The sequence below is a fragment of the Paenibacillus polysaccharolyticus genome (assembly GCF_900102085.1).
In the GTDB taxonomy this organism is placed as follows: domain Bacteria; phylum Bacillota; class Bacilli; order Paenibacillales; family Paenibacillaceae; genus Paenibacillus; species Paenibacillus polysaccharolyticus.
On the sequence record NZ_FMVM01000002.1, the window covers coordinates 215,898 to 231,672 of the forward strand.

A 15,775-nucleotide genomic window follows, 5' to 3' on the forward strand; every position below is an offset into this window, starting at 1 on the left:
GTATCACTCTGAGTGATATCCTTATATATTCTAATCATTTTACGATATGTCTTATCCGTTCTACAATAACTTTAATTCAAACAGAGAAGAGGAAATGACATGTCTAAAATCAATTTAAATTTGTTTCAACCTGCAACGATCAACCAATGGAAGCTTCGCAACCGTATCGTCATGGCTCCGCTCACTAGAGGTTTTGCATCAGATGCGGACGGAACGGTAACCGATGAAATCGCTGCTTATTACGAACAACGAGCTAGAGATGGCGTGGGTTTGATCATTACGGAAGGGATTAATCCGATGCTTTCAGGCAAAGGAACCTACGGGGTATCTGGATTATATACGGACGCACAGACCTCTTCTTGGAAAAAGGTAACGGAAGCTGTTCATCGACACGGCGGTACGATCATCGCACAATTATGGCATGTAGGTCGCCTTTCGCATTCCGACTTAATCGGAAGGAAACCCCAGGCCCCTTCAGCCATACAAGCGGAGGGGAAGGTGCATAAACTTCACAAGCCCTATGAATGCCCTCAAGCCATGACTCAAGGGGAGATCGAGAATGTTGTCTATCATTTTCAGATGGCTGCGCGCACTGCCGTTTTAGCGGGGTTTGACGGGATCGAGCTCCATGCAGCACACGGGTATCTGATTGACCAATTCATCAATGAGCGTACGAACAAACGAACAGATCAGTATGGTGGCGGTCTTCAGGAGAGACTTCGCTTTTTGAGAGAGATTATTGAGGCGGTGAAAAAAGAAATCAGCGTAGAACGCATAAGCATCCGGTTTTCCGAAAAAAAGGATGACGATCCTTCTTATTCATGGGCCTCTAGAGTCGAGACTCTCCACGCCTATCTGGCGCTGTTTCGTGAAACGGGCATCACCATTCTGCACCCTTCAACCGAAAGTTATGCAAGTGTCTGGTTAGATGGACTTAACTTCCATCAGGCCATTCGGACACAATGGGAGCACATGATTATCGGAGTAGGGAATCTCAGTCTGGAGAGGGCGGAAGAGGCAATCAATGACGGTGTAATTGATCTGGCTGCTTTTGGTCGACCCTTCATTGCCAATCCGGATTTGGTACAAAGATGGACAACAGGACTTCCGCTAACTACGTATGATGCCACAAGGCATTTATCCGTTTTGAAGTGAATTTGATCCTTGCTGCATATTTTTCTTACCCCATAACACCATCGATTCAATTAAAGGAACCAGTTCTTTGCCAGATAGTGTGAGTGAATATTCGACTCTTGGCGGAATTTCGTTATATTGCTCCCGATGCACGATTCCGTATTGAATCAAATCTTTCAAACAATTGGTTAACATTGTTGGTGTGATGCCCGGCAGTCTTCTTTTTAATTCGTTATATCGAATAGCGTCATCTTCACTTAGAATCGCCAGAATTGGCAGATTCCACTTGCCACCAATCACTTGAAATGCATAAGTAGCCGGACAGAGTTGCTCAAAATTAAAATCATATTTCACACAAAAACCTCCAAGCCAAAGTTGTTGTTCCGGTCCATTAGTATACTTTTTGATACTTAGTCAGAAAAAGAATCGTACTTGTTCTGTAGATTGTAGATATTATAATCATACTAACACAAAGTCAATTCAATAGATAAGATCAAAAAGGATGGGATAATGATGAGTAATGAATCCATGATGTGTGATTTGGAAACGGGTGTATGTGGTGTAAGTGATGAAGAAGAAATGCAAGTGATTAATCTAAAGCAGGAAGAGAAAAAAATAACACTTTATTATGCTACAGACCCCATTTGCTCACACTGCTGGGCACTGGAACCTGTGTTGAATCGTTTTATAGAAGAGTACGGTCATTATTTTAATGTGGAGACCAAAATGGGTGGTTTGTTAGCGAGCTGGGAAGGGTTCTCTGATGGGGCAAATGGCATTTCGAAACCTGCAGATGTGGCAGGGCATTGGAGAGAAGTAGGTGAGCACTCACGGATGCCGATTGACGGTTCCGTTTGGCTTGAGAACCCAATCCAGTCATCCTATCCGCCTTCTCGTGTGTTTAAAGTCATAGAGCGCATGTATCCTGGGAAAGAACAAGCCTTTCTAAGAGTTGCACGTGAAACCGTATTTGCGATGAATCGAAATATTGGAGAAGATGATGTGCTGATTGAGCTTGTGAATGGGCTAGGGCTGAATGGAAAAGAAATCGTGGCCAGTGCTGCTCAGCAATCTGCACAAGACTTGTTGGAAGAAGACTTTGAGATGACTGCCCGGCTAGGCGTAAGAGGTTTCCCATCCATTATTATTGTCAACAAGGAGCAGCAAGGCATTAAAGTGGTTGGGGCTCGCCCTCTGGAAACCTACGTTCAAGCGCTACAGCAGATTCTGGGTGAAGTGCCGAAGCCGAAGAAGATTGCTACATTGTCTAACAAAATCAAAGAAGGACATCTTCTGTTCTCTAGAGAAATTGAAGTACTGTATGACGTAGAGAAGGATCGTGTGGAGTCATTTGTACAATCTGAATTAGAAGAGGGCACCTACCAAGTAAGGCATATCTTAAATGAAATGGCTGTTCAGCGGGTGTAACTGACTCAGGAAAAAGATAGAAATAGAATTAGTACATTTATCCATGTGTTATTGCAAATTTCTCGAGGTCTGTATTCAAAAAAAGTCACATTAATACATGTGGATATGAGTTGGTCAATATATGAAGTGTATCTCTGATCTGAATCCACATCGTAAAATAAATGTATTTTATTAGTTCACTTGGTCTGGTCTGATATTGAAGTAAAAGCAGCTACCTTGGATGGTAGCTGCTTTTTTCAGGTTATCTGTTTTTAAATAAATAGACCGCTTTAAAACAGGTTCTTGAAATATACCAGATGATCCGTCCATTCCTCATGTTCATAGATAAAACCTTTGCGAATACATTCAAACTCCAGACCGACACTTTCAGCCAGCTTGATGGAGGGCAGGTTATCCAGGTTGATATGTGCTTCCAAACGGTGGAATTTTAAAGACTCGGCTGCAATACGGAGGACCTGACGTACTGCTTCTTTGCCGTATCCTTTTTTCCAGTGCTGATTGTGAATCGTGTACCCAAAGCTCGCCCACTGAAAAGGTTCTCTCGCCAAGGTGGCAATATCGATCATGCCGAGGTGCGTGCCATCTTCTTTGCGGAAAACCCCAAAGACATATACTTTATCGTTAAACGCCAGTTCCTGATGTCTTGCTACCAGACGCTCGAACCATTCTAATGTACATTCGCTCATATCCATTTTTCCAGGATCGTGTCGATGCTGGGAGGGAGAACGGCTCTCGAATTCGTGAAGCCAGTTCTCGTAATCTTTATCTTGTAGTGGGCGGATCACCAGTCTTTCGGTTTCTGACATATAATCGAATTTATTTTTAATATTACTCAATAGAACATCTCCTTACGCTATGTATCGTTATTAATCGTTATGAATTGCATGTCTCTCTGTCGGAGGACAGAAGTAACTCTAGTGTAACACAGATCATTTCTAATATTGGTTGGATAATCTCTCAAGGGTTCAAACTCAATCAATGAGCAATCAGCTAATATCATTAACACGGCATATCACGGCTAAGCTAGATAATGCAATAGCCCTAAAGGGTGATTGTGCCTATTTTCACGAAGTTGTCAGAAAGAGTTGAGCCTTTCTTGAACGTTTAACAACGAAGACGTATCAGCGATTGAATTGCTTAAAATTAAGGATATAATAATTTTGATTAATAGGTTTAAACCAATGATTAAGACGCTGTGTGATCAGAGAAGAAGAGACATCCAACCTTGGATAGCGTTCAAGTGTTATAGGATTAAATGCACGGGACATGTGGCAACCTATCCTTGTATTTTGGTTTGTGATTTTTTTCTCATAATGAATCGAATGGAATTTGAGAGGAGGCAATACAAAATGGCAGTCGATACGGTGTTATGGAGCAGACTCGTAACGGGTCTGACACTTGGATTTCACGTTATTTTTGCAACACTTGGTGTGGGTATACCTTTGATGATTGCGATTGCTGAATTTATCGGTATTCGGAAGAAAGACCCCCACTACATACTTATGGCGAAAAGATGGTCACGAGGTTTTGTCATTTCGGTGGCTGTGGGGGTGGTGACAGGTACAGCGATATCGCTACAGCTGGCCCTGGTGTGGCCGAATTTTATGAAGCTGGCTGGTAATGTCATTGCATTGCCGCTATTTATGGAAGTGTTCGCCTTCTTTTTCGAAGCGATCTTCCTGGGCATTTACCTCTATACATGGGATCGATTCAAAAACCCGTATATTCACTGGCTACTTACAATTCCGGTTGTTGCCGGGGCAGGGATGTCTGCCGTTTTCATCACAACCGTGAACGGATTCATGAACCAACCGGAAGGATTTGTGATGCAGGCAGGTCAATTTACAGCGGTTAATCCCGTGCAAGCCATGCTGAATACAGCAACGTTCTCTAAAGTGTTCCATGTCTTAAGCTCGGCTTATCTGACAGGAGCGGCTTTGCTCGCCGGGATCGCGGCTCTTGCGATGTTGAAGAGAGGGGTATCTGCTTACCACAAGAAAGGCCTAAACCTGATGATGGCCGTAGTTCTGGTATTCAGTTTGCTGAACACACTTGCTGGAGATGTATCTGCAAAGTTTTTGGCTGAACACCAACCGGAGAAATTGGCAGCAGCAGAATGGCATTTTGAGACAGAGAGCGGCGCGGATTTGATCCTACTCGGCTGGCTGAATGCAGAACATGAGATTATAGGTGCGTTACATCTGCCCAAATTGCTCAGCTTTCTGGCCTTTGGAGACTTCAATGCAGAAGTCACCGGGCTGAACGAATTTCCACCCGATGAACAACCGCCACTGCTAGTGCATTATCTATTCGATTTGATGGCCGGCATCGGATTTGCTCTACTGGCCATCTCCAGCCTATATTTTCTGTTTGTGTTATGGAAGAAGCGTAATCCGCTGAACAAATGGCTGCTTGGCCTAGTTGCACTCAGCGCACCGCTTGCTTTCCTCGCTGTAGAGATGGGCTGGTTCTATGCCGAAATCGGGCGGCAGCCATGGATTATTCGTGGGTACATGCGTGTCGAAGAAGCCGCCACATCTTCTCCGAGTGTGCGAATTTTATTTTTTGTTTTCTTGCTTTTGTATATCGTGCTTGGTGTAATCTGCGTTCTCGTGTTGAAACGTTTGTTCAATAACAATCCTGCTGAGCTAGAAATGGAAAAATGGTTGCAAGCGAAACAAGATAAGACTGCGGCGAATACTGAGAATGGAGGACATGCCTAATGAGTTATGAGTTGATCGGTATTTCGGTGCTCTGGCTGTTCCTGTACGGATATTTGATTGTTGCATCAATCGATTTCGGAGCTGGATTTTTTGCCTTTTATGCACGTCTAACGAAACAGGATCATCTAATCAATCGATTAATCTCTCGCTATCTATCGCCCGTATGGGAGATTACGAATGTATTTTTTGTCTTTTTCTATATTGGTATCGTTGGATTTTTCCCGGATACGGCCTCTTATTATGGCGCAGCCTTGATCGTTCCCGGAAGTATCGCCGTTATACTTTTAGCAATCCGTGGCTCGTTCTATGCTTTTGAGAATTACGGTTCCAAAAACAACATCGTGTACCTGTTTTTATATGGGGCAACGGGTTTGCTGATTCCGGCATCTCTGTCCGTAGCACTGACCTTGTCGGAAGGTGGTTTCATTCTGAAGCAGGGAGAGACGGTTTCACTGGATTACTGGGCGTTATTCACCAATCCGTTATCCTGGAGCATCGTTGGACTAGCGATTGTCTCTGTATTGTTTATCAGTGGAACTTTTCTGACCTTCTACGCCTCACGGGCAGAAGATCAAGGTGCCTTGAAGCTCATGCGGAATTATTCCTTATTTTGGAGCACACCTACGATTATTTTAGCGCTGACTGCATTTATATATTTGGGTCAGCACAATGAACGTCATTTTCAAAATATGATGGATCTCTGGTGGCTGCTCGCCTTATCCGTCGCTTTCTTCATGGTTGCCATGTGGCTGCTGTATAACGAACGCCGCTACGGACTTGCTTTTATTTGCATCATGCTACAGTTTTTCTGTGCGTTCTTTGCCTATGGCATCGGTCAGTATCCATACATCCTTGATCCGTACATCACGATTCAGAGCAGTGCTACCTCGCCAGCTATGGGTTTCGCATTGGTTGTCGTCTTTATCGGAGGATTGTGTCTGCTCATTCCATCTCTGATTCTGGTGTTCAAACTGTTTCTGTTTGATGCGGATTATGTCAAAGGAAACAAATAAAAAGGAGGGTCGCCCTGTGAAAAGGCAAAGGAAAGAGCGAACCAAACAGCAAGGAAAACAGTCGGGTCGGCAAAAATCGATTCTGATTCAACAGCAGATGTCTTTACTTCGAAAAAGTAGACTTCTCCTTATGGCCTTTTCACTGGCCCTTGGTGCAGCGATCATAAGCCAGGCTGTATTCATGGCAGAATCTGTACAGCGTATTTTTGTAGAAAAGGCGTGCTTATCATCGATCATGCCACTTCTCGGATTATTACTCACCGTTATGGCTCTACGTACGCTGTTAACATACGGCAACGGAAAAGTTGGTTTGCATATGGCTGCACGTGCCAAAACCAATATGCGTGCCAAGGTGTTACAAAATCTGACTCACGCTTCCATGTTCTCTGCATTGCAGGGACAGACAGGAGGCAAGGTCAGCGTTGCCCTGGACGCCGTCGATGAGGCGGACAGCTATTTCAGTCAGTACATGCCACGTATGATGGAAGCTTCGATTATTCCGATTGTGATTCTGGTTGTTGCCTTCACACTACATGCCAACACAGGCTGGATTCTGTTGTGTACAGCACCGTTTATTCCATTGTTCATGATTCTTGTTGGTTTGCAGACCAAGAATAAATCTGAAGAAAAGTATGCACAGCTGGCGGAGTTTTCCGGTACGTTCCTCGATTCGCTTCAAGGTCTGGTGACATTGAAAATATTCGGACGGGTGAATCGTCAGCAACAGGAGATCGAACGCAGCAGTCTGGGTTATCGGGATAGCACGATGAGCATTTTGAAGATTGCTTTTACGAATACGTTTATGCTTGAAGCGATTGTCATGTTAAGTATTGGTATCGTTGCGTTAGAGCTTGCTATTCAGCTACTCGTGTATAAATCAATGACCTTTCATAGCGCTTTTCTATTATTGTTGCTCGTTCCGGAGTTCTACAGTTTGTTAAAAAATACAGGTACCGCCTTTCACAGCGGTCGAACAAGCATGGGCGCTATTCGTAAGGTGGAGCAACTAATTGCGGAAAACGAACAACGAAAAGAGAATTCACAGCCTAAGGAAGTTGAGAAAAAGTCGTCACATCAGCAATTATTGACCGGACCTGCGTCAACGAAGTCTGATATGCCTTCATTCATTGAATTAAAAAATGTCCGGTTTCACTATGTCACAGGTTCGTTTGCACTTGAAACGGGACATGTATCTATAAAACCAGGAGAAAAACTCGCCATTGTTGGTCCAAGTGGCTCAGGTAAAACAACCTTATTAAGCCTGATCTCAGGTTTGTTACATCCAACCTCGGGAGAAGTTTGTATTAACGGAAGACCGCTTGTACAAATAAACGAGGCCGACTGGTTTAAACAGATCAGTTATATTACACAGCATCCCTATATTTTTGCAGGCACATTAGCTGAAAATATAGCTATAGCTTCAGGAAGTGATGAACCCCGTGCGGAGATAGAAAAAGCGGCTGAACAAGCTGGACTCATTTCACTAATTGCTCAACTGGATAAAGGATTGGATACCCCTGTTGGGGAAGGAGGACGTGGACTTTCTGGGGGAGAAAAACAAAGATTAGCTCTCGCTCGCGCTTTTCTGAAAAAGCCTGTCCTCATACTGTTTGATGAACCAACAGTTGGACTCGACCTTCGCACCGAACAGATTCTGCAGCGTTCTATCGCAGCATTGTCACAACAGGCCACCATCATTACGGTAGCGCACCGATTATATACGATTCAGCAAGCGGACCAGATTTGGTTCATGTCGGATGGTGAACTTGCAGATTCGGGAACACATCAGGAGCTACTAGAACGAGTGCCTGGATATGCCGAAATGGTGCAAATTCAGAGAACAGGAGGGATCGCATGAAAGAGTTAGCTGTTCTGTCCAAGGCGATGATGCAGGAGCGCAAAGATATTTTGCTCTCTATATTATGCGGATTCATTGCAGGTACAGCAGGTGTAGCCCTTTTCTCCGCAAGTGGATACCTTATCTCGCAAACGGTATTTGCACCGCCACTGTACACTTTGATTGTTCTAACGTCGATGGTCAAGCTACTTGGATTCGTACGAGCGGCTAGCCGTTATGGGGAGAGACTTGCTTCTCACCGGGCAACCTTTTCTATCCTCAGCCGTTTACGAACCTCATTTTTTGCCAAGCTTATACCGGTTACGCCTGGAATTTTGAACAAAAACCGAAGCGGGGATCTGCTGGCACGAATCGTAGGAGATGTAGAGAGTTTACAACATTATTTTCTGCGTGTTGCTTATCCGCCTATTATGGTGGTGATGGTATTCTTGAGCACCGTCCTGTTTACAGCGATTTTTTCATTCTGGATTGCGTGTTTACTCATCGTTGGCATGTTGATTACAGCTTTTGTTGTTCCAAACCTGGTGCTGATCGGTCAACGGAAAATCAACGAACATGTACGTCAGCAACGGGCAAAGCTATCTACGGAGGTAACTGAAGTATTGTATGGTTTTCGTGATTTGAAAGTATATGGACAATTGGCAGGGCGTGAACAGCAACTTCAGCAGGATTCGGCTGAACTCGCAACGCAGCAACAAAGAGCTGCTACACAATTGGTGCTGGGACAATCCATGCATATTTTTGTCACCTATCTGGTCACATGGGGTGTGCTGGTAATCAGTGCTTTTCTCATTGCAGACGGAGTCTTTGCCGGAGTTTATCTTGCGATGTTGATTCTGGCAACACAAACGATGTTTGAAGAATCCGCAGCAATGGCCGTGTTACCAGCGTATAAGTTGGACAGTGAACATGCTGCGAAACGTTTGGCTGAGACGGTGCTTGAACCGCAGACCAATGGACATATTAGTCAGGCTCATTCATCTAAAACCCATTTATCTCTGCAAGTCGATGCAGAAGCGGAAGCGGCAACCATCGAACTGTCTCATGTTTCTTTTCAATATGAAGGGGAGTGGCGATCTGCGCTAGATGACGTCTCACTCTACCTTGCAGCTAGCTCCAAAACGGCGATTGTCGGGCCAAGCGGCTCTGGAAAATCTACGATTTTGGATTTACTTCTCAAGCTACGGACACCTGCTGCTGGCAATATAAAATTCAATGACATCTCAGTAAATGAGTTGAATGAAACAAGCATATGGCAAAATACACATGTTGTGTTGCAACAGAGCCACTTTTTCCGGGGAACGATTCGGGATAATCTGCTACTCAGTGGTGAGACTCACTCCGATGAATATGTGCAAGATATACTCCATCAAGTTCAACTTTCTAATGCATCCTTGGACGACACCGTATACGAAAAAGGAGAAAATCTGTCCGACGGCGAGAAGCAGCGGCTGGCTCTGGCCCGTGCCATGTTGCGCAAAGGAAGATTATGGTTGCTGGACGAACCAACCTCTTCACTGGACTACGTTACGGAAGCACGTGTGCTACAGAACTTGCTGAGACAGGCGGCAGAAGACACGCTGCTACTCGTCTGTCACCGTCTGACAGGGCTTGAACGGATGGATCAGATTGTGGTCATGGATCAAGGCCGGATTGTCGAAACAGGCTCGTTCGAGGAGTTGATGGAGCGTAAGGGTTATTTTTACGAGATGAAGAAGATTGAACTGCAAATGATTGGAGAGCAAGGTCCCTAACTCTATGAAGCAAAGCCGCGTATAAGCGGCTTTTTTGCATTAGATTCGAAACCACCAAACGGCTAAATGGTTACTTTGCTCCAAACTATTGTAAATACAACGATCCATTACGAAGGTTTGTTTGAAAGCAATATTCACGTCATACATATATACTAAAGGTAACTAGTCCAATCATGTGAGGAGGTTCGGTTGAAGTGAGGAAAATAATGCAGTTCCCGCTCGTATGGATGTTTACAGGTGTTATTCTTCTGGGCCTGTCCGGTTTCATGACCCAAAAGCTGTTCAATGATTCGCAAGGGGTTCTGTCGATTATGCTGACACTTGCAGGAGGTATCGTCTCCATTGCGATCTACTGGTTTGTAATGAAATTCATGGCAGGGCGCAACGTACAGGAATTACAACTTCGACATACAGGAATCGAGTTGATATTAGGCTCGGGAGTTGGTCTTATCTTGATTGGGGTTTCTGTCGGGATCATCACGTTGCTTGGTGGATACAGCTTTACATGGTCAGCGACGAACGCGGTTGGTTCTATTTTGGCTTTGGCGATTGGTGCGGCCATTGTGGAGGAGTTGATCTTTCGCGGCTTGTTCCTGCAAGCAATTGAAAAGCGACTGGGAAGCTGGTTCGCTTTGGCTATAACTTCGCTTTTTTTCGGTTTGGCTCATCTGCCAAATCCCGGAGCAACACTTTGGAGTTCAGTTGCTATTGTCATTGAGGCAGGCATTTTGCTCGGAGCCGGATTTCTGTGGCGGCGTAATCTGTGGTTTGTCATGGGTCTTCATTTTGCATGGAATGCACTGGAGGGAATGTTGGGAATACCGGTGTCGGGCATAGCAACACAAGGCTTTTTTGATGTACAGCTAACCGGATCACCATGGTTGACAGGTGGAAGCTTCGGACTGGAGGCATCCATTGTACCGATCATCGTCAGTTTGCTGATCGCCATCCCTATGCTGATTAGCGCGTATCACAAAGGAAATATGAAGTCCAAAAGATAGGCGAGCAAACCGCACTTTTTTTTCGGAATGTTAACAAAAAAAACTTACGTGAACGTGAAGGGCAAACCGCGAAATGGTTTGTCTTTCCTTTTTATGTTTTCACAGAATGCCTGTCACATCTGACAGCCGAGCAGATCACCCCGATTTTCGGACAGGCGCTGAGAGACACGGAGACGGAGATCCAAAGGCTACAGGACACCAAAATGTTTATTGAAAAACTGCTGGATGAAAAAGAGCAGATTCCTAAGCAAGTTTCTCAGGCAACAGAGGGTTCAATTAAAATATGAAGAAATAACTCTTAATAGTGATGTGCGCATCGCCTTTTTGGAGTTTTATTTTGTTTCATCTGTATTCTTCGATACGCGTATTTTATTTTACTACCTAAAATTATACAAAAAGACCTGGTACTTCTGGTATAATAGTAATTTCTATAAAGGTATCTTTATTATCCGTTCTACAAGTAATCCATTATGAAAGGAATGAAGGCCGGGAGTGAGTAGGTGGGAAATTATTTCTTATGTTGCTATATTTGTTTACACGCTTGTGATGTTGTGGAATGACCAATCGATTTTACTAGTGTTAGGTACAGTGCTGGTTGCTGGACTCATTATGTTTAGCATTTTTGTTTTATATCCTATGGTCTGGGAAACGCGTATGGATCGGTTAGAGGTTTTTTTACGAAGAAGACAACATGCACCTTATATTTATATTAATTATGCGACAGCCAACAGGTTGGATGAAGAAGTTGAGCTCACGATGGAAAAGCTGATGAGCAATACATCGGCCAGCAAGTCGACGAAGGCCAACTATCAGGCAGCATACGGTGCTTACCGGAAGGATCTGTTTACCGTGAGAAAAGCGGTACGTGAGATGCGTAAATCGGTTTATCGTACATACTATGAAACGTTTGTCCTGATTGAAGAAGGAGAGACTGAACGAGCCAGAGAGCATTTAGGCTCCATCAAAAGAGAGTGGATGCGATTTGCACTTCTAGCCGAAATTGAACGTAAGCTGAATCATTACAAGGAAGCCGAAGAGTTGGCTGCGCAAGCCGTACAAGCTAGTAAAGGAGTTAATCGATACGCGATGACGAAAGAATATGAAAGATATTACTCTAAGGAACAGCAGGCGCAATGATAGAGTGAAAATCAACCAGAGAGAACGACTGAAGCACAACGGGGACGATGCCTAGCATCGTCTTTTTTTGTTTTTGCTCAGCCGTAGTTATTTATTGATAATTTAGGACTTTACCCTAACGTATACGTTATTGTTTATAATGTTTTCAGGAAGGGGAGGTAAGCATGATCCTGATCGGAGAATTAGCGAAAAAAACAAATATTAGTAAAAGAACACTTCATTATTATGAACAGATCGAACTGTTACAGCCGACACTTATTACGGAGAATGGGTATCGATACTATGATGAAAGTGCCATTCTTCGCCTGCAAAAAATTCTTCTGTTGAAGTCCATCGGCTATACATTAGAACAGATTAAAGAACTGTTTCAGAACCAAGAAAATAAGGGAGAACATGAAAACTGGGTAGCCTCTTTAAACGAACAAATAGAGCTGATTGAACAGAAAAAAGAAGAGTTAAGCCGGAAGCAATATTATCTCAGGTCAACCCTTCATACGTTGAAATTCGGAGGAATGAGCGATCTCGAAAGTTTATTGCAAATTATTTCCCAAATGGAGGATCGGCCGCTCTCCGAAGGAATAATTCGTGCCGAATTCAGCGATGATTTACAGTTAACATCCAGGGAAATGGATATACTGAATCATCTGCCTATTCTCGGGAGTAATGATCCGCGGATGGGGGAACTTTTAACTATTTTCCAACGTGTACGATCCGTAATGTCCTCATCTCCCGATTCCGAAGAGGTCCAAGTCATTGCGAGACAATTGTATGAAACAGCATTGGAGCTATTTGATCATAATGAAAAATTACTCGATAAGTATTGGGAACTTATCAATCCAACAGATGCGTCTGAGCCTGTAGTCATGGGCATGGATAAAGAATTCTTGTCCTATGTTGACGAGATGATCCGCATTTTTCTAAAACAAAGAGAGGACAATGCTCATGATGGAGAGTAAACAAAAGAGGATTGGAATTAAAAAGTTTTGGCTTCTGTTTTTGCTCTCAGGTCTAATCATGTTATTTACAGTTTGTGGAATGACAGCAGAAGATACTGTGAATGAACTGCATCATGAGGAGTCCAAACAAAACACAGCGCATGACTCGGATGGAATCGTCGTTGAGGTGCTTGTTGAGAGTGATGTTAATTCAGCATCTGATCTGGAAGTAGAGATCAATGCTCGAAAAAATCCGGAGAGTGTATATTGGGATACGATTGAAGTTCCATATCAAGAGAGATTTGTTATTCCAAAAGATACGTTCATCCCTCTGATCTCCACTCATGTTAGGGCAAAAGCAGATGACAGTGCAAGCTGGATAAGCTGTTCCATTAAGTATGATGGAGAGTTAGTTGCATCTCACAAGTCCCGAGGGAGCGATGCGAAGGCTGTCTGTGAGAAGAAGTTCCAGCTGGGGCCAGGATAACTTCACTCGGAGGTGGAGGTCCTGTTCTATGTTCTACTATTTTGTTCCAGCAAGTGGTTAAAATCATAACAGAGAGTGAGGCACATCATGACGTTAACAGCAATACTATCTACCCTTGTACTGCTGGCACTAATAGATTCAACGAGTTTGGGCACTCTCTTGATTCCTGTCTGGTTACTGATGACACCCGGGCGTGTTCGAGTAGATCGGTTTTTGATCTATTTATTCACAGTGTCCGGTTGTTACTTTGCAATTGGCCTGATTATTATGTTTGGAACGGATGCATTTCTAAACAACTACGCACCTCTAATGGTATCTAAACCATTCCTGTTAGGACAATTGGCGATAGGCATATTGTTAATGATCATAAGCCAACTCATGGATACCAAGAAATCCCGTGCTCGTGCTGCGGAACGTGCAGCGAGTGGGGGCGGTTATATTTTCAAATGGAGGACTCGCTTTACAGGGGAGGCGGTTTCCAGCAAAATTTCTATTACTATACTTATTGGACTTGCACTGACCGCGGTCATCCTGGAACTGGGAACAATGCTGCCCTATCTCGCAGCCATTGGCATATTAGTGACTGAAGGACCTGCTTGGCCTATGTCGGGTATCCTGTTACTGGGATATTGTTTCGTTATGATATTACCTGCGCTCATTTTGTTGGCAGGACGATTGCTCGCTTACCCTTTTTTAAAACAACCTTTACAAAAAATAGATAATTGGCTGATGAAAAATGCTCAGCGTGCTGCAGCCTGGATTATAGGGATTGTTGGCTTTCTCTTATCGGTTAACGCTATTTATGATCTAGGTTGGGTTCAGTAATCTGTATGGTATGAGCCGTGTTGACAGCATCCGTATCTTCATACTTTCGGCACATGGATGTGCTATTCGCACAGGCAAGTCGTCCACCCAACGCGTAGACTGAAGTAGATCAAGTCGAGTGAGGTGAATACCATGGCTAAGACCAATGAAATACACGTCAAGGCAAAACGATTCAAGGATCGTCCGGTCTGCGTGACTCTTCATAATGGTGAGACGTACATCGGGTACATCTCTGGCGTGAGTAACGAAGGCGTAGAGCTTACCGGAGGCGGAAAATTAACACAAACTCCAACGTCCCCAGCAAGGAAAACAGTTGCTGCGCGGAGTAATTCGCCTAAAATGAAACCCCGGGCTACCGGAGCGAATAAAAACGCATCCTCCCCGAGACGAAAAAAAGTCAATCATTCCCGCAAGTCATCCGCATCATCTCGAATAACTGCCCGTAGGACGTCACGTCAAGCGCAAGTATCATCCTTCATGCCTATGATGGGCTCCTTGTTGGGCGGCCTCGGCGGAGCAGGATCATTTGGAGGTATGCTTGGAGGCGGTATGCGTTTGTTCGGCATGATTCAGCGTTTTGTGCCTGTCGTGAAAATGGGCTACGGCATGATTAAACAAATCCAGCCGTTTATGGGTGCCGTGCAAGGTTTGATGTCACCCGCAAGCCAAGCTCAAGAAAATGAAGATGAGGCTGAAGCGGAAATCCAACGGGGGTAACAAGAGTAAAAAAAGTAACAAAATACAGTATCAAGAACATGTTGATGTTTGAGCAGGAGAGAAGATAAGTAAGCGCTCCTAAGTCGCTATTATAGCGGCTTTTTTTTATCGTTTAAGTTTTTTTCTGAATATGATAAAGATTCAATAAGGGAGAGTAGATTCAGTGAATTCAGACTTTTCGGGTAGATGGAGTATTATTAAGTGTTATAGAAAAATCATTCCAAATTATGTGTTATGATATTTTAAGGTGAAATACAATACGTAATCATTTCTATGATCAAGAGGTGGAAACAGCAATGAAAAATAGAAACATAACAGGTATCGTAGTAGCTATAATATATTGCATTGTTTTATTTATTTTCTTGACTGATTCCCCGTCAGGTGAAGCTCCCAATAATCCCCGTTGGATATACTTATTGTTACCGCTTGGAGCGATTGCAATAACGTCTCTGTTTGATTATGTAATCAAGTTCGATTTCTTTAGGGTGAAAAAATGATTCTCGAAGGCCTGTTGGATTAAATTCAAAAGTAGAATATAAGATAACATGTAAGATAGATTTCTTTAACTCGTGGCAAGCTGCTCTCCGTACTTCATGCCAAGGAGAATTTTTTCAGGCAAAAGCGCTAACGATCATCAGAAAGCTTATTTGAGTAGATATTGAGCTTTGAACATTCTAACGATCCCGAGAGAGCTTATTTTGTTGAAAAGACGTGATTTTGCCTTAAAAACACTTAAATTGTCCGAAATAGCGTCTCCTGTGAT

The 15,775-nt window shown here is 43.7% G+C and carries 14 protein-coding genes; 12 read left to right on the forward strand and 2 right to left on the reverse strand.

Going from position 1 to position 15,775, the window contains the following annotated elements; all coding sequences use genetic code 11:
- Positions 1-99 precede the first annotated feature (99 nt).
- Positions 100-1,155, forward strand: a complete 1,056-nt coding sequence (locus tag BLQ13_RS03465; RefSeq protein ID WP_090916027.1) for an alkene reductase — start codon at positions 100-102, stop codon at positions 1,153-1,155.
- Here BLQ13_RS03465 and BLQ13_RS03470 read toward each other — a convergent pair.
- Complete coding sequence (locus BLQ13_RS03470) at positions 1,138-1,488, reverse strand: winged helix-turn-helix transcriptional regulator (protein ID WP_090916029.1); 351 nt, start codon at positions 1,486-1,488, stop codon at positions 1,138-1,140. The two genes, BLQ13_RS03465 and BLQ13_RS03470, sit on opposite strands and share 18 nt — an antisense overlap.
- Before the next feature lie 159 nt (positions 1,489-1,647).
- Here BLQ13_RS03470 and BLQ13_RS03475 point away from each other — a divergent pair, with 159 nt between their 5' ends.
- Entirely contained in the window at positions 1,648-2,562 is a 915-nt protein-coding gene (locus BLQ13_RS03475; RefSeq protein ID WP_090916031.1) for a DsbA family oxidoreductase, read from the forward strand.
- Between the two features lie 269 nt (positions 2,563-2,831).
- Here the strand turns inward: BLQ13_RS03475 and BLQ13_RS03480 are convergent, their stop codons facing one another.
- Positions 2,832-3,368 (reverse strand): GNAT family N-acetyltransferase, encoded by a 537-nt coding sequence (locus BLQ13_RS03480; protein WP_090916506.1) that lies wholly within the window; start codon positions 3,366-3,368, stop codon positions 2,832-2,834.
- A 543-nt stretch (positions 3,369-3,911) separates the two neighbouring features.
- Here BLQ13_RS03480 and BLQ13_RS03485 point away from each other — a divergent pair.
- From BLQ13_RS03485 to BLQ13_RS03530, 10 genes are all read left to right on the forward strand, one after another.
- On the forward strand, positions 3,912-5,285 hold the full coding sequence (locus BLQ13_RS03485; RefSeq protein WP_090916033.1) for a cytochrome ubiquinol oxidase subunit I: 1,374 nt from the start codon (positions 3,912-3,914) through the stop codon (positions 5,283-5,285).
- Positions 5,285-6,298, forward strand: a complete 1,014-nt coding sequence (locus BLQ13_RS03490) for a cytochrome d ubiquinol oxidase subunit II (protein ID WP_090916035.1) — start codon at positions 5,285-5,287, stop codon at positions 6,296-6,298. The genes BLQ13_RS03485 and BLQ13_RS03490 overlap by 1 nt, the downstream gene beginning before the upstream one ends.
- A gap of 97 nt (positions 6,299-6,395) precedes the next feature.
- Positions 6,396-8,156 (forward strand): thiol reductant ABC exporter subunit CydD, encoded by a 1,761-nt coding sequence (cydD, locus tag BLQ13_RS03495; protein WP_244159221.1) that lies wholly within the window; start codon positions 6,396-6,398, stop codon positions 8,154-8,156.
- Entirely contained in the window at positions 8,153-9,910 is a 1,758-nt protein-coding gene (cydC, locus tag BLQ13_RS03500; RefSeq protein ID WP_090916039.1) for a thiol reductant ABC exporter subunit CydC, read from the forward strand. The genes cydD and cydC overlap by 4 nt, the downstream gene beginning before the upstream one ends.
- A 194-nt stretch (positions 9,911-10,104) precedes the next feature.
- On the forward strand, positions 10,105-10,911 hold the full coding sequence (locus BLQ13_RS03505) for a CPBP family intramembrane glutamic endopeptidase (RefSeq protein WP_244159203.1): 807 nt from the start codon (positions 10,105-10,107) through the stop codon (positions 10,909-10,911).
- Positions 10,912-11,403: 492 nt separating this feature from the next.
- Positions 11,404-12,048, forward strand: a complete 645-nt coding sequence (locus BLQ13_RS03510) for a hypothetical protein (protein ID WP_090916043.1) — start codon at positions 11,404-11,406, stop codon at positions 12,046-12,048.
- 164 nt (positions 12,049-12,212) lie between these two features.
- The gene (locus BLQ13_RS03515) at positions 12,213-13,004 is read left to right on the forward strand and encodes a MerR family transcriptional regulator (protein ID WP_090916045.1); all 792 of its coding nucleotides are present in this window, start codon (positions 12,213-12,215) and stop codon (positions 13,002-13,004) included.
- On the forward strand, positions 12,991-13,470 hold the full coding sequence (locus tag BLQ13_RS03520; RefSeq protein WP_090916047.1) for a hypothetical protein: 480 nt from the start codon (positions 12,991-12,993) through the stop codon (positions 13,468-13,470). The genes BLQ13_RS03515 and BLQ13_RS03520 overlap by 14 nt, the downstream gene beginning before the upstream one ends.
- Before the next feature lie 87 nt (positions 13,471-13,557).
- Positions 13,558-14,295, forward strand: coding sequence for a GAP family protein (locus BLQ13_RS03525; protein WP_090916049.1), 738 nt, complete (start codon positions 13,558-13,560; stop codon positions 14,293-14,295).
- 132 nt (positions 14,296-14,427) lie between these two features.
- Positions 14,428-15,012: a hypothetical protein gene (locus BLQ13_RS03530; protein WP_090916051.1), complete on the forward strand. Its 585-nt coding sequence runs from the start codon at positions 14,428-14,430 to the stop codon at positions 15,010-15,012.
- Positions 15,013-15,775: the final 763 nt, after the last annotated feature.

Bases quoted from the DNA above. Each gene is read 5' to 3' on its own strand.
- BLQ13_RS03465 (WP_090916027.1), top strand. From the start codon at position 100: ATGTCTAAAATCAATTTAAATTTGTTTCAACCTGCAACGATCAACCAA.
- BLQ13_RS03475 (WP_090916031.1), top strand. From the start codon at position 1,648: ATGAGTAATGAATCCATGATGTGTGATTTGGAAACGGGTGTATGTGGT.
- BLQ13_RS03480 (WP_090916506.1), bottom strand. From the start codon at position 3,368: ATGTCAGAAACCGAAAGACTGGTGATCCGCCCACTACAAGATAAAGAT.
- BLQ13_RS03485 (WP_090916033.1), top strand. From the start codon at position 3,912: ATGGCAGTCGATACGGTGTTATGGAGCAGACTCGTAACGGGTCTGACA.
- BLQ13_RS03490 (WP_090916035.1), top strand. From the start codon at position 5,285: ATGAGTTATGAGTTGATCGGTATTTCGGTGCTCTGGCTGTTCCTGTAC.
- cydD (WP_244159221.1), top strand. From the start codon at position 6,396: ATGTCTTTACTTCGAAAAAGTAGACTTCTCCTTATGGCCTTTTCACTG.
- cydC (WP_090916039.1), top strand. From the start codon at position 8,153: ATGAAAGAGTTAGCTGTTCTGTCCAAGGCGATGATGCAGGAGCGCAAA.
- BLQ13_RS03515 (WP_090916045.1), top strand. From the start codon at position 12,213: ATGATCCTGATCGGAGAATTAGCGAAAAAAACAAATATTAGTAAAAGA.
- BLQ13_RS03520 (WP_090916047.1), top strand. From the start codon at position 12,991: ATGATGGAGAGTAAACAAAAGAGGATTGGAATTAAAAAGTTTTGGCTT.
- BLQ13_RS03525 (WP_090916049.1), top strand. From the start codon at position 13,558: ATGACGTTAACAGCAATACTATCTACCCTTGTACTGCTGGCACTAATA.
- BLQ13_RS03530 (WP_090916051.1), top strand. From the start codon at position 14,428: ATGGCTAAGACCAATGAAATACACGTCAAGGCAAAACGATTCAAGGAT.